The 13,830-nt window shown below is 71.6% G+C and carries 9 protein-coding genes and 1 pseudogene; 5 read left to right on the top strand and 5 right to left on the bottom strand.

The genetic code is table 11. The features are described from left to right. Positions 1–10: 10 nt before the first annotated feature. The gene (locus OG737_RS09745; RefSeq protein WP_328925806.1) at positions 11–565 is read right to left on the bottom strand and encodes an EF-hand domain-containing protein; all 555 of its coding nucleotides are present in this window, start codon (positions 563–565) and stop codon (positions 11–13) included. A 260-nt stretch (positions 566–825) separates the two neighbouring features. On the opposite strand from OG737_RS09745, the gene OG737_RS09740 reads away from it, so the two are divergent. Together OG737_RS09740 and OG737_RS09735 are read left to right on the top strand one after the other, a co-directional pair. Further along, entirely contained in the window at positions 826–1,242 is a 417-nt protein-coding gene (locus OG737_RS09740; RefSeq protein ID WP_328925805.1) for a hypothetical protein, read from the top strand. An 84-nt stretch (positions 1,243–1,326) separates the two neighbouring features. Continuing rightward, the gene (locus OG737_RS09735) at positions 1,327–2,760 is read left to right on the top strand and encodes a S28 family serine protease (RefSeq protein ID WP_328925804.1); all 1,434 of its coding nucleotides are present in this window, start codon (positions 1,327–1,329) and stop codon (positions 2,758–2,760) included. A gap of 28 nt (positions 2,761–2,788) precedes the next feature. Here OG737_RS09735 and OG737_RS09730 read toward each other — a convergent pair whose 3' ends face one another. Together OG737_RS09730 and OG737_RS09725 are read right to left on the bottom strand one after the other, a co-directional pair. Beyond that, positions 2,789–4,600: a glycoside hydrolase family 3 protein gene (locus tag OG737_RS09730; RefSeq protein WP_405921422.1), complete on the bottom strand. Its 1,812-nt coding sequence runs from the start codon at positions 4,598–4,600 to the stop codon at positions 2,789–2,791. A 68-nt stretch (positions 4,601–4,668) separates the two neighbouring features. After that, positions 4,669–5,565 (bottom strand): LysR substrate-binding domain-containing protein, encoded by an 897-nt coding sequence (locus tag OG737_RS09725; RefSeq protein WP_328925802.1) that lies wholly within the window; start codon positions 5,563–5,565, stop codon positions 4,669–4,671. Positions 5,566–5,647: 82 nt separating this feature from the next. On the opposite strand from OG737_RS09725, the gene OG737_RS09720 reads away from it, so the two are divergent. Further along, positions 5,648–6,583 (top strand): EamA family transporter, encoded by a 936-nt coding sequence (locus OG737_RS09720; RefSeq protein WP_328925801.1) that lies wholly within the window; start codon positions 5,648–5,650, stop codon positions 6,581–6,583. On the opposite strand, the pseudogene OG737_RS09715 reads toward OG737_RS09720, so the two are convergent. Further along, positions 6,534–7,031 (bottom strand): annotated as a pseudogene (locus OG737_RS09715) (GNAT family N-acetyltransferase); the annotation flags it as partial. The gene OG737_RS09720 and the pseudogene OG737_RS09715 overlap by 50 nt on opposite strands. A 368-nt stretch (positions 7,032–7,399) precedes the next feature. Here OG737_RS09715 and OG737_RS09710 point away from each other — a divergent pair. Together OG737_RS09710 and OG737_RS09705 are read left to right on the top strand one after the other, a co-directional pair. Further along, complete coding sequence (locus OG737_RS09710; protein WP_328925800.1) at positions 7,400–9,649, top strand: ATP-dependent RecD-like DNA helicase; 2,250 nt, start codon at positions 7,400–7,402, stop codon at positions 9,647–9,649. Between the two features lie 182 nt (positions 9,650–9,831). Beyond that, a complete protein-coding gene (locus OG737_RS09705) occupies positions 9,832–11,121 on the top strand; it encodes a citrate synthase (RefSeq protein ID WP_030229520.1) in 1,290 nt (429 codons plus the stop codon). Positions 11,122–11,508: 387 nt separating this feature from the next. On the opposite strand, the gene OG737_RS09700 is transcribed toward OG737_RS09705, so the two are convergent. Next, positions 11,509–13,782, bottom strand: coding sequence for a heavy metal translocating P-type ATPase (locus tag OG737_RS09700; RefSeq protein WP_328925799.1), 2,274 nt, complete (start codon positions 13,780–13,782; stop codon positions 11,509–11,511). Positions 13,783–13,830 lie beyond the last annotated feature (48 nt).

The following is a 13,830-nucleotide window of genomic DNA, read 5'->3' as shown; positions in this document are numbered from 1 at the left end:
GCCGAACGGGTCAGAGTTCGCCGAAGAGCAGATTGCCCGGGGCGTCCTCGTCGGTGCCGATGTAGTACTCGCGGACGGCGGCGACGAGTTCGTCCACGGTCAGCGTGCCGTCGCCGTCCTTGTCGATCCGCCGGAACAGCGCCTCGGCGTCGGCGGGGCGCAGCTCCGGGTTGAAGGCCTCCTGGGCCTTGTGGAACTCCTCGGGGCTGATGCGCTGGTCGTCGTCCTTGTCGACGACCGTCAGGATCGCCGTCACCATCGGCCGGAACGACCGGTCGTAGGCGGGCCCGCCCTGCGCGTACAGGCGCGTCATGCCCGCCTTGTACTCCTCGGGCGTGACCTTGCCGTCCCGGTCGGTGTCCAGCTCGGTGAAGAGGTCCTGCCAGAAGTCGGCCAGGCTGCTCATCACCAGCTCTGCCTTCCGCGAGTCGGGCTGCTCTCCGAGGGCGGCCAGGAGGCGGGCTCCGAGGGCGATGACGTCGTCGGCGTCGATCACACCGCTCCCGTCGGCGTCGAAGTGGGTGAAGGCGCGCTCCAGCTTGCGGTCGAGCAGGTCGTTCGTCATGGCAACTGCCTCTCACGGCTACGTTGAGGAGTGAATCGATCACCTAGCGTAATTCGTGGCGGGGTCGTGAACTCGCGCCCTCCCGCTGGGGTGTTGTGGATGCACCCGTACGAGGTAGGTGGTCGCGGACCCTTGCCGGCCGCAACCTTCCGGGGAGTCTGGGCGTCGTACGTGCGTACGCACGCGGTACGTACGACCGAGCGGGGGACAGGGTGTTGGACGGGTGGACGGGGCGCGGCCGATGGGCAGCGCCCCTCGGGGTGTTCGCGGCGGCACTGTGGCTCTGCGTCGGCGGGCTGTTCGCGGCGCCGCCCGCGCAGGCGGCGGCGCCGCCCGTCCGGACCGAGCGGGCCGGCGGGGGAGGCGGCGGGGGTGGCGCGCACGCCGAAAGCGGCGGATGTGCGGGCCGCCTGGCCAGGACGCTGCCGATCGCGGCGGGCGAGGTGCGCGTGTACAAGACCCACACCCAGGCGTGCGCGGTGGCCGTGGCCCGTGTCCCCGGCGAGCGGCGGGGGATGGCGGTGAGCATCCAGCCGCGCGGCGGGGCCGCGATCCGCGATATCGGGCGATTCACCCGTTATGCCGGGCCTGTCACCGTGGGTGCGATCGGCCGCTGTGTGTATGTAAAGGGGAGCGTGGGGGCCGGATCTGCCGATTCCGGCTGGATCCTGTGCTGAACGACCGGCCCAACTAGGTCTGTTCAGCAGCGCGTTCACCCCGCTAGGTTCACGGCGACCGAAGTGAACTCAAGGGGAGGGTGAATGCGCAAGACGCTCGGATGGCTGCTGTCGCTCGTGGTGCTGATCGGCACCATGGGTGCGGCCGGCTTCACGGCACAAGCGGCCACCGCCGCAGGGCCGGCGGCCGCCACGGACATCAAGGACCAGATCCTCGGCATTCCCGGGATGAGCCTGATCGAGGAGAAGCCGTACCCCGGCTACCGCTTCTTCGTACTGAACTACGAGCAGCCGGTCGACCACCGGCAGCCGTCGAAGGGCACCTTCAAGCAGCGCCTGACCCTTCTGCACAAGGACGTCTCGCGGCCGACGGTGTTCTACACCTCCGGCTACAACGTCAACACCAGCCCGCGCCGCAGTGAGCCGACGACCATCGTCGACGGCAACCAGGTGTCGCTGGAGTATCGATTCTTCACGCCCTCGCGGCCCGACCCGGCCAACTGGGCGAACCTGGACATCTGGCAGGCCGCCAGCGACCAGCACCGCATCTTCACCGCCCTGAAGAAGATCTACACCAAGAACTGGCTGGCCACGGGCGGCAGCAAGGGCGGTATGACGGCGACGTACTTCGAGCGCTTCTACCCGCGCGACATGGACGGCGTCGTCGCGTACGTCGCGCCCAACGACGTCGTCAACAACGAGGACTCGGCCTACGACCGGTTCTTCGCCAAGGTCGGCACCAAGGAGTGCCGCGACAAGCTGAACGCGGTGCAGCGCGAGGCGCTCGTACGCCGCGAGCCGCTGGAGGCCAAGTACGCGACGGCCGCCGCCGAGAACGGCTGGACCTTCACCACGGTCGGCAGCCTCGACAAGGCCTACGAGGCCGTCGTGCTCGACTACGTGTGGGCCTTCTGGCAGTACAGCCTGCTCTCCGACTGCGCCTCCATCCCGGACGCCAGGGCCGCGAGCGACCAGGAGATCTGGGACACCGTCGACGCGATCTCCGGCTTCTCCGCCTACGCCGACCAGGGTCTGGAGACGTACACCCCGTACTACTACCAAGCGGGCACGCAGCTCGGCTCCCCGGACATCAAGCAGCCGCACCTGGCCGGCCTGAGCCGCTACGGCTACCAGCCGCCGCGCACCTTCGTGCCCCGCGACATCCCCATGACCTTCCAGCCGGCGGCCATGCGGGACGTGGACAACTGGGTCCGCAAGAACGCCAACCAGATGCTGTTCGTGTACGGGCAGAACGACCCGTGGGGCGCCGAACCGTTCCACCTCGGCTACGGGGTGCGTGACAGCTACGTGATGATCGCGCCGGGCGCCAACCACGGTGCGAACGTCGCCAAGCTCATGGACGAAGAGAAGGCCCTCGCGACCGCGAAGATCCTCCAGTGGGCGGGGGTGGCCCCGGCCGCCGCGCTCGCCGACGCGGGGAGGGCGACGCCGCTGGCGGCGCCGGACGCACAGCTCGACCAGCGCGACCTGGAGCGCGAGCCGCAGCTGCGGCCGTAACGTGCCCTGCCGGGCCGCGGGCTGACGCCTAGTAGGTCAGCCCGTGGCCCAGCGGGTAGCGGCCCGGGACCGGCACCGGGAGGCGGCCGGCCGGCCGCACCGCCCCGGTGAGCGCCCGGGCCGCCGCCCGCATCTCCGCATCGCCCCAGGAGTACGTCGCCACCTCCGCCGCGCAGGCCGGCAGCCGCGCCGAGTCGTACGGGTTGCGGATCGCCACCGCGATCACCGGGACGCCGGTGGCCAGCAGGCCGGCCACCAGGGTGCGCTGCGGATCGTCCCCCTCGGGGACGTTGTACGTGCACACCACCACCGCCGCGTGACCGGGCGCCGCGGCCGCCGCTCGGGCGGGCGGCAGGGCCGTGGCCCGGCAGCCGAGTGCGGTCAGCTCCTTGGCCAGGACGGCGGTGGGGGGACCCGTGGTGCCGCTGGGGGAGACCGGGTCCGTCCCGGTGACCAGCAGCCGGGGCCCGGCCGACGCGTCCAGCGGCAGCAGCCCGGCCGGATTGGCCAGCAGCGTCGTCGTGGCGCCCGCGATCTCGTCGGCCGCCGCCAGGTGCTCCGGGACGCCGACCACCGCGTCCACCTCCCCGGACCGGGCGCCGGCCTCGTCGAACAGGCCCCGGCGCGCCTTCAGTTCCAGGATCCGCAGCACCGACTCGTCGATCCGCTCCTGCGTCAGCTCGCCCGCCTCCACGGCCGCCAGCACGCTGCGGTACGCGAGGCCCAGGTCCGGCGGGTTCAGCAGCTGGTCGCAGCCCGCCTTCAGTGCGAGTACCGGCACCCGCTCGTTCCCGTACTTCTGGCGGACCCCCGCCATGTCGAGCGCGTCGGTGACCACCACCCCCCGGAACCCCAGGCGTTCGCGCAGGATCCCGGTCACGATCGGCCGGGAGAGGGTCGCCGGGTCCCCCGAGGGGTCGAGGGCCGGGAAGACGATGTGCGCCGTCATGACCGCGTCCACGCCCGCCTCCACGGCGGCCCGGAAGGGCGGCTCGTCCAGCTCCTCCCAGTCGGCGCGGGTGTGCCGCATCACCGGCAGCCCGACATGGCTGTCGGTCTCCGTGTCCCCGTGGCCCGGGAAGTGCTTGGCGGTGGCCGCGACCCCGGCCCGCTGGTAGCCGCGGACCTGGGCGGCGACCAGCTCCGCCACCGCGCCCGGGTCGGCGCCGAAGGACCGTACGCCGATGACCGGATTCGCCGGGTTCACATTCACGTCGGCCACCGGCGCGTAGTCCTGCCGGATGCCCATGGCCGCCAGCTCGGCCCCCGCGATGCGCGCGGCCCGGCGGGCACCGGCGGCGGAACCGGTCGCGTTGTGCTGCGCGCCGAGCGCCATCGCCCCCGGGAACAGCGTCGCGGGCCTGCCGATGCGGGCGACGGCGCCGTGCTCCTGGTCGGTGGAGAGCAGCAGCGGGATCCCGCGACCGGCGGCGAGCGCGGCCTCCTGGAGACCGGCCGACAGCGCGGCGATCTGGTGCGGGGTGCGGGTGTTGTGCGCCCAGGCGAAGTAGATGATCCCGCCCAGGTGGTAGCGGGAGACCAGCTCGGCCGCCGTGCGCACCCCGAACAGCTCCTGGTTCTTCGCCGCGTCCGCCGGGTCGGGGTCGGTCGCCGAATGCCCGTACGCCCGGGAGACGAAGAGCTGCCCGACCTTCTCGGCGAGGCTCATCCGGTCCACCAGGCGGCGCAGCGCCGCGTCGGGTGGGCGGCCGGGCGGGAGCGCGCCCGGGGCCCGGCGGGCCGCCGCGGCGTCGGCCGCGGCGGGGGAGGCCCCGGAGGCCGTGACGGCGGTCAGAGCGGCCGCGGCGAGCAGGGTCCGGCGGGAAGCGTGGTACGGCACCCGCCGGACCCTACTGCCGCCCCGCGCCCCGCGGGCTCCGGACACTCGGAAATCCCCCGGATGACTCGCTACGGGGTCCAGTGCTCCTGCACGGTCCGTACGGCCTCGGTGATCGCGGGGCGGCGGGCTGCCCCGGTCCGCCACAGCGCGTACAACCGGCGTACGGGGCCGGGCTCCAGCGGCACGGCCACCGCGCCCGGCGGCAGCGCGCCGGTGCCCAGCCGGGGCACCACCGCCACCCCGAGCCCTGCCGCGACCAGGGCGACGATGGTGTGGTTCTCCTCCGCCACGTGCGCGATGTCGGGCTCGAATCCGGCCGTGCGCAGGGTCCGCATCAGCCAGTCGTGGCAGACCCGCCCGGGCGGCTGGCACACCCAGCGCTGGCCGCCGAGGTCGGAGCGGTGGATGACGGAGCGCTCGGTGAACGGATGCCCGCTCGGCACGACCAGGTCGCAGGGGTCGTCCCCGATCACCGCGTGCTCGACCCCTTCGGGGGCCGGCAGCGGCGCGATGTCCCAGTCGTGGGCCACCGCCAGGTCGGTGACGCCGCGGGCCACCAGGTCCACCGACAGGTGCGGGTCCACCTCGGTGAGCCGGACGTCGAGGGCCGGATGGCGGCGGGCCAGATCGGCCAGCACCCCCGGCAGCAGCCCGCGCGCCGCGGAGGCGAACGCGGCCACCGTCAGCAGCCCGCTCGGCTGCCCGCGCCGCTCCTCCAGGGTGGTCTCGGCGCGCTCCACGATCGCCAGCAACTCCTGGGCCGTGTCGGCCAGATGGCGGGCCTCCTCGGTGAGGGCGACCCCGCGCCCGCGCCGCTCCAGCAGGGTGGTGCGGGTCTCCCGCTCCAGCTTGGAGATCTGCTGCGAGACCGCCGAAGGGGTGTAGCCGAGGGCGGCCGCGGCGCCGGCGACCGAGCCGTGGACGGAGACGGCGTGCAGGGCGCGCAGCCGGGACAGGTCGAGCATGCGCCAAGCGTAAGCAATGCTTCATCCATCCCGGAAGAGATCTGCGCTGGTGCTACACGATCAGGGCGCCGATGCTCGGAACATGCGTCCCGTACACACCGCACTCGCCGTGCTCGTCGCCGCCGTCTGGGGCTTCAACTTCGTCGTCATCCAGATCGGACTCGGCCACTTCCCGCCGCTGCTCCTGTCCGCCCTGCGCTTCCTCGTCGCCGCGCTGCCCGCCGTGTTCTTCGTCGGCCGTCCCAAGGTCGCCTGGAAGTGGATCATCGGGGTGGGCGTGGCCCTCGGCATCGCCAAGTTCGGCCTGCTCTTCACCGGGATGGCCGCCGGGATGCCGGCCGGGCTGTCCTCCCTCGTCCTGCAGGTCCAGGCCGTCTTCACCGCCGTTCTCGCCGCCGTCGTGCTGCGCGAACGGCCCGGCCGGGTACGGCTGCTCGGCATGGCCGTGGCGCTCGCCGGGATCGGGGTGGCCGCCGTGGACGGGGGCACGTCCGGACCGGTGCTCGGCTTCACGCTGGTCGTCGCGGCCGCCGCCTGCTGGGGCGTCTCCAACGTCCTGACCCGCAGGGCCTCGCCGCCCGACGCGCTGAACTTCATGGTGTGGGTGTGCACGGTCCCGGTGCTGCCGCTGTTCGCGCTCTCCCTGCTGCTGGAGGGGCCCGAGCGGGACCTGGCCGCGCTGCGCGCCCTGGACTGGTCCGGGGCCGCCGTCATCGGCTACGTGGCCTGGGTGTCCACCGTCTTCGGCTTCGGGGCCTGGGGCTACCTGCTGCGCCACTACCCGGCCTCCTCGGTGGCGCCGTTCTCGCTGCTGGTCCCGGTGTTCGGGATGTCCTCGGCGGCCCTGGTGCTGGGGGAGTCCGTCTCGGGCCTGCGCTGGCTGGCGGCCGTACTCCTGGTCGGCGGGGTGGCCCTCACCTCGCTGGCCCCCGCGCGCGCCTCGAACCGTACGGGGGTCGGTTCGGGCGTCAGCGCGGGGAGCCCTCCTGCAGCGGCAGTCGCCAGTCCTGCCCCGTGAGGGTGACGCCGTACGAGCGGTGCGGGCGCTCGGCGACCAGGGTGAAGCCGGCCCGCAGGCAGAGCGCGCGGGCTTCGGCCAGCACGTCGTCGGCCGACAGCGCGAGCTCGCGGTAGCCGACCGAGCGGGCGAAGCCGACGACCGTGTCGACCAGCAGGGATCCGAGGCCGCGGCCGCGTTCCTCCGGGTCGACCAGGAGCAGCCGCAGCCGGGCGGTCCCGGGCGCGCCGTCCTCGCGGACGCACATCACCGAGCCGACCGGACGCCCGTCCAGCTCGGCGATCCAGACGCGCTCCAGGTATGGGTCGTGGTCCTCGGCGAACTCCGCGACGATCCGGGCCACCAGGCCCTCGAAGCCGGTGTTCCAGCCGTACTCGGCGGCGTACAGCGCGCCGTGGCGCTGCACGATCCACCCCAGGTCCCCCGGCTGCGGGTCCCGTAGCCGCACGCTCTGAGCCATGGGCCAACTCTAGGGGGCCGAGGCTGCCGCGGGCCACGCCGTCGTCGTCATCGACTCACTTCCCTCGTGCCTGAAACACGGCTTCTGTGCCGGTTCACCGGCACTTTGAGTAGGCATTGGGTAACGGAAAGGCAAAGCTGTGGATCCGGGTGCAACCCTCCGGGGGAATCGCGGGTCGTATGGTGCGTCGGTACTTCCGGGAGGGGATCTGGGGGGATCGGGAAGTCCGACACGGGAGGGGTAACCGTGATGGGGGTCCGGCCGCGAGGCTGGACCCCTTTCTGGTGCCGCCCACAGGCTTCCGGTGCCGTCCACAGGCCTGACGCGTTGTCGGCGCCGGACGGTAGCTTCGTGCCATGGCAACCAACGGGGCGGCGGTACAACAGGCTGTGGTCGAGGGGGTGCTCGAACGCATCACCTACGCCAACGAGGAGAGCGGGTACACGGTCGCCCGCGTCGACACCGGCCGGGGCAGCGGTGACCTGCTCACCGTCGTCGGCTCGCTGCTCGGCGCCCAGCCCGGCGAATCCCTGCGCATGGAGGGCCGCTGGGGCTCCCACCCGCAGTACGGCCGGCAGTTCACGGTGGAGAACTACTCCACACTCCTGCCCGCGACCATCCAGGGCATCCGCCGCTACCTGGGCTCCGGTCTGATCAAGGGCATCGGCCCGAAGATCGCCGACCGGATCGTGGAGCACTTCGGCCTCGACACCCTCGACGTCATCGAGGACGAGCCCAAGCGGCTCATCGAGGTGCCCGGGCTCGGCCCCAAGCGGACCAGGCTGATCGGCGAGGCCTGGGAGGAGCAGAAGGCCATCAAGGAAGTCATGGTCTTCCTCCAGGGCGTCGGCGTCTCCACCTCCATCGCGGTGCGCATCTACAAGAAGTACGCCGACGCCTCCATCTCCGTGGTGAAGAACCAGCCCTACCGGCTCGCCGCCGACGTGTGGGGCATCGGGTTCCTCACCGCCGACCGCATCGCCCAGGCCGTCGGGATCCCGCACGACAGCCCCGAGCGGGTCAAGGCCGGGCTCCAGTACGCCCTGTCCCAGTCCACCGACCAGGGCCACTGCTTCCTGCCCGAGGACCGGCTCATCGCCGACGGGGTCAAGCTGCTCCAGGTGGACACCGGGCTCGTGATCGACTGCCTGGCCGAGCTCGCCGCCGATCCGGAGGGCGTCGTGCGGGAGCCCGTCCCCGATCCCCAGGGCGGTCCGGATCCGCTGACCGCCGTGTATCTGGTGCCCTTCCACCGGGCCGAGCTCTCGCTGGTCGGGCAGGTGCGCCGGCTCCTGTACGCCGAGGACGACCGGATGCCCGGCTTCCAGGACGTGGACTGGGACAAGGCGCTGGGCTGGCTCGCCGGGCGGACCGGGGCCGAGCTCGCCCCCGAGCAGCGGGACGCGGTCAAGCTGGCGCTGACCCGCCGGGTCGCCGTCCTCACCGGCGGGCCCGGCTGCGGGAAGTCCTTCACCGTGCGCTCCATCGTCGAGCTGGCCCGGGCCAAGAAGGCCAAGGTGGTGCTCGCCGCCCCCACCGGCCGGGCGGCGAAGCGGCTGGCCGAGCTCACCGGGGCGGAGGCCTCCACGGTGCACCGGCTGCTGGAGCTCAAGCCGGGCGGGGACGCCGCCTACGACCGGGAGCGGCCGCTGGATGCCGACCTGGTCGTCGTCGACGAGGCCTCGATGCTGGACCTGCTGCTGGCCAACAAGCTGGTCAAGGCCGTGGCACCGGGTGCACACCTGCTGCTCGTGGGAGACGTGGACCAGCTGCCCTCGGTCGGCGCGGGCGAGGTGCTGCGCGACCTGCTGGCCGAGGGCGGCCCGGTGCCCGCGGTCCGGCTGACCCGGATCTTCCGGCAGGCCCAGCAGTCGGGCGTGGTCACCAACGCCCACCGGATCAACACCGGAGTGCCGCCCATCACGGACGGGCTGCCGGACTTCTTCCTCTTCCCCGAGGAGGACACGGAGGCGGCCGGGGTGCTCGCCGTGGACGTCGCGGCGCGAAGGATTCCGGCACGGTTCGGGCTCGACCCGCGCCGGGACATCCAGGTGCTCGCGCCCATGCACCGCGGTCCGGCGGGTGCCGGAAACCTCAACGGCCTGCTCCAGCAGGCCATTACGCCGGCCCGGCCGAACCTGCCGGAGAAGCGCTTCGGCGGACGGGTGTTCCGGGTGGGCGACAAGGTCACCCAGATCCGGAACAACTACGAGAAGGGGGCCAACGGTGTCTTCAACGGCACGGTCGGCGTGGTCACCGGCCTCGACCTGGACGAACAGCGCCTGACGGTGCGGACGGAGGAGGACGAGGAGATCGGCTACGAGTTCACGGAGCTCGACGAGCTGGCCCACGCGTACGCCGTCACCATTCACCGCTCCCAGGGGAGTGAATATCCCGCGGTGGTGATCCCGGTCACCACCGGCGCTTGGATGATGCTCCAGCGAAATCTCCTCTACACGGCGGTGACCAGGGCGAAGAAACTGGTCGTCCTCGTCGGGTCCCGCAAGGCCCTCGGTCAGGCTGTGCGTACGGTTTCCGCAGGCAGGAGGTACACGGCGGTCGCTCCCAGACTGTCCGGCCGGATACCGGTGGGAAACATCACCTAAATGATCGATCATTTGGGGTTCCGACAACCGGCGGGGAGGGGCAGGATGAGCGGGTTGAAGGCACTCAGTGCCGTCAAATGGACCAAACGCCGACCCCGAGTGCACTCTCCTGCGCCAAATGGGGGAAGGTAGAGGCAGTCAGGGCACCTCGAAGAAGAGGCACTACGTCGGTGAGGGATGACGTGAGCGACAACTCTGTAGTACTCCGGTACGCGGACGGTGAATACACCTACCCGGTGGTCGAGAGCACCGTCGGTGACCAGGGCTTCGACATCTCGAAGCTGCGGGCCCAGACCGGGCTCGTCACCTTGGACAGTGGCTACGGCAACACCGCGGCCTACAAGTCCGCGATTACCTACCTCGACGGTGAGCAGGGCATCCTGCGCTACCGCGGCTACCCGATCGAGCAGCTCGCCGAGCGTTCGACCTTCATCGAGGTCGCGTACCTGCTGATCAACGGTGAGCTGCCGACCGTCGACCAGCTCGCGTCTTTCCGCAACGAGATCACCCAGCACACGCTGCTGCACGAAGACGTGAAGCGCTTCTACGACGGCTTCCCGCGCGACGCGCACCCGATGGCGATGCTGTCCTCCGTGGTCAGCGCGCTGTCGACGTTCTACCAGGACAGCCACAACCCGTTCGACGAGAAGCAGCGCCACCTCTCGACGATCCGGCTGCTGGCCAAGCTCCCGACGATCGCGGCCTACGCGTACAAGAAGTCGGTCGGCCACCCGGTGGTCTACCCGCGCAACGACCTCGGCTACGTCGAGAACTTCCTGCGCATGACCTTCTCCGTGCCGGCCCAGGAGTACGACCTGGACCCGGTCGTGGTCTCGGCGCTCGACAAGCTGCTGATCCTGCACGCGGACCACGAGCAGAACTGCTCGACCTCCACCGTGCGCCTGGTCGGCTCCTCGCAGGCGAACATGTTCGCCTCGATCTCCGCCGGCATCTCGGCCCTGTGGGGTCCGCTGCACGGTGGCGCCAACCAGTCCGTTCTGGAGATGCTCGAAGGCATCAAGAACGACGGCGGCGACGTCGACGCCTTCATCCGCAAGGTGAAGAACAAGGAAGACGGCGTCCGCCTGATGGGCTTCGGGCACCGCGTCTACAAGAGCTTCGACCCCCGGGCGAAGATCATCAAGGCGGCGGCGCACGATGTCCTCTCGGCGCTCGGCAAGAGCGACGAGCTGCTCGACATCGCGCTCAAGCTGGAAGAGCACGCGCTGGCCGACGAGTACTTCGTCTCGCGCAACCTCTACCCGAACGTGGACTTCTACACCGGCCTGATCTACCGGGCCATGGGATTCCCGACCGAGATGTTCACCGTGCTCTTCGCGCTCGGCCGCCTTCCCGGCTGGATCGCCCAGTGGCACGAGATGATCAAGGAGCCGGGTTCCCGCATCGGCCGCCCGCGCCAGATCTACACCGGCGAGGTCCTTCGCGACTTCGTACCGGTCGAGGCCCGCTGACCCGAGGCTTCCCACCCGGTCGGCCGGCCCTTCGTGGCCGGCCGGGCCGACGCTTGCGAAAAGCGCCCCGCCGCCGATCCCCCCACGGGTCGACGGTCGGGGCGCTTTCCTGTCCCCGGAACGGATTCCCCCCACGGGACCCGAACCGGGGTGTCGGTGTCTGCCGGGACCCGTATCGGGTCGGGAGGGCCGCTCAAAGCTTCCCGCGGGCACGCGTCCCGGCCGGCTGATGCCCCCGGACGTCCCCCAAGACCTCCGCGGAACGTCCCCCAAGACGTTCCTGGCATCGCCCCATTAGACCCGTGACGACCCCGAATGGTTACGTTGCGATCACTGTGATCTGCGTCTCGTGTGAAGAACCTGTGTGCTCGATGCGAAGGCGAACCGCTAGCGGAAGGACCTCAACCGGAGGCTGTTGGTCACCACGAAGACGGATGAGAAGGCCATCGCGGCCCCCGCGATCATCGGGTTGAGCAGCCCGGCGGCTGCCAGCGGCAGGGCCGCCACGTTGTAGCCGAAGGCCCAGAACAGGTTGCCCTTGATGGTGGCCAGGGTCCGGCGGGACAGCCGGATCGCGTCCGCCGCCACCCGCAGGTCTCCCCGTACGAGGGTCAGGTCGCCCGCCTCGATGGCCGCGTCCGTGCCGGTGCCCATGGCCAGGCCCAGATCGGCCTGGGCGAGCGCGGCCGCGTCGTTGACCCCGTCGCCGACCATCGCGACCGTACGGCCCTCGGCCTGGAGGCGGCGTACGACGTCCACCTTGTCCTGCGGGAGCACCTCGGCGATCACCTGGTCGATGCCGACCTCGCGGGCCACCGTCTCGGCGACGGCCTTGTTGTCGCCGGTCAGCAGGACCGGGGTCAGGCCCAGTGCCCGCAGTCGGGCGACGGCCTCGGCGCTGGTCTCCTTGACCGCGTCGGCCACGGTCAGCACCCCGCGCGCCGCACCGTCCCAGGCCACCAGGACGGCGGTGCCGCCCGCCGCCTCGGCGGCCGACTTGGCCTGCGCGAGTTCGGCCGGCAGGGCGATCGACCAGTCCGCCAGCAGCTGCTCGCGGCCCACCAGGACGGCGTGTCCGTCGACGACGCCCTGGACGCCGAGCCCGGCCACGTTCTCGAAGCTCTCGGGGACCGGCAGGCCGCCGGCCCTGTCGGCCGCCGCGACGGCGACGGCCCGGGCGATCGGGTGTTCCGAGGAGTGCTCCAGGGATCCGGCGAGGCGCAGCAGCTCGCGCTCGTCGGTGCCTGCCGCGGTGAAGACGCCGGCGAGGGTCATCCGGCCGGTGGTGACGGTCCCGGTCTTGTCCAGGACGACGGTGTCCACGCGCCGGGTGGATTCGAGCACCTCGGGGCCCTTGATCAGGATGCCGAGCTGCGCGCCCCGGCCGGTGCCGACCATGAGCGCGGTCGGCGTGGCCAGGCCGAGGGCGCACGGGCAGGCGATGATCAGTACGGCCACGGCGGCCGTGAACGCGGCGGTGGGGTCGTCGGTGATCAGCAGCCAGGCGACCCAGGTGCCCAGCGCGAGCAGCAGGACGACGGGCACGAAGACGGCGGAGAGCCGGTCGGCGAGCCGCTGCACCTCGGCCTTGCCGTTCTGCGCGTCCTCGACCAGCTTGGCCATCCGGGCGAGCTGGGTGTCGGCGCCGATCCGGGTGGCCTCGACGACCAGGCGCCCGGCGGCGTTGACGGTGGCGCCGGTGACGAAGTCGCCGACCGTGACCTCGACGGGGACGGATTCGCCGGTCAGCATGGACGCGTCCACGGCGGAGCTCCCCTCGACGACGGTGCCGTCGGTGGCGATCTTCTCGCCGGGGCGGACGACGAACCGGTCGCCGACCGCGAGCGCGCCCACCGGGACGCGGACCTCCCGGCCCTCGCGCAGCACGGCGACGTCCTTGGCGCCGAGTTCGAGCAGGGCCTTCAGCGCGGCGCCGGCCTTCCGCTTGGAGCGGGCCTCCAGGTAGCGGCCGAGCAGGATGAAGCTGACGACCCCGGCCGCGACCTCCAGGTAGATGGCGGAGGAGCCGTCGGTGCCCGTCGCTGCCGTTCCGGGGGTGAAGTCGAATCCGTGCCGCATGCCCGGCATGCCGGCGTGACCGAAGAACAAGGCCCACAGCGACCAGGCGAAGGCGGCCAGCGTGCCGATCGAGACCAGGGTGTCCATGGTGGCGGCGCCGTGCCGGGCGTTGGTCCAGGCGGCCCTGTGGAAGGGGAGGGCGCCCCAGACGACGACGGGGGCGGCGAGGGTCAGCGAGAGCCACTGCCAGTTGTCGAACTGGAGGGCCGGGACCATGGAGAGCAGGACGACGGGGAGGGCGAGGGCGGCGGAGACCAGCAGCCGCTGGCGCAGCGCGGCCAGCTCGGGGTCCCGTACGGTCGGCGCCGCGTCGTCCGGGGCGCCGAGGTCCGGTTCCGGTTCCGGCGGCGGGGGCTCCTCGGCGGTGTATCCGGTCTTCACGACGGTCGCGATGAGGTCGGCGACCCGTACGTCACCCGCGTACGAGACCTTCGCCTTCTCGGTGGCGAAGTTCACCGTGGCGGTGACCCCGTCCATCCGGTTCAGCTTCTTCTCGATGCGGGCCGCGCAGGAGGCGCAAGTCATCCCGCCGATCGTGAGCTCGACCGCCGTTATGGGTCCGTCGTGCACTGTGCTGGTCATGTTCCGGCTCCAGGGGGAGGGCCGGGGCGTACGGAACCAGTATGAGCT

It is taken from the genome of Streptomyces sp. NBC_00122 (genome assembly GCF_045160845.1).
Taxonomy (GTDB): Bacteria; Actinomycetota; Actinomycetes; order Streptomycetales; family Streptomycetaceae; genus Streptomyces.
This window is presented reverse-complemented; position numbering and strand designations above follow the sequence as displayed.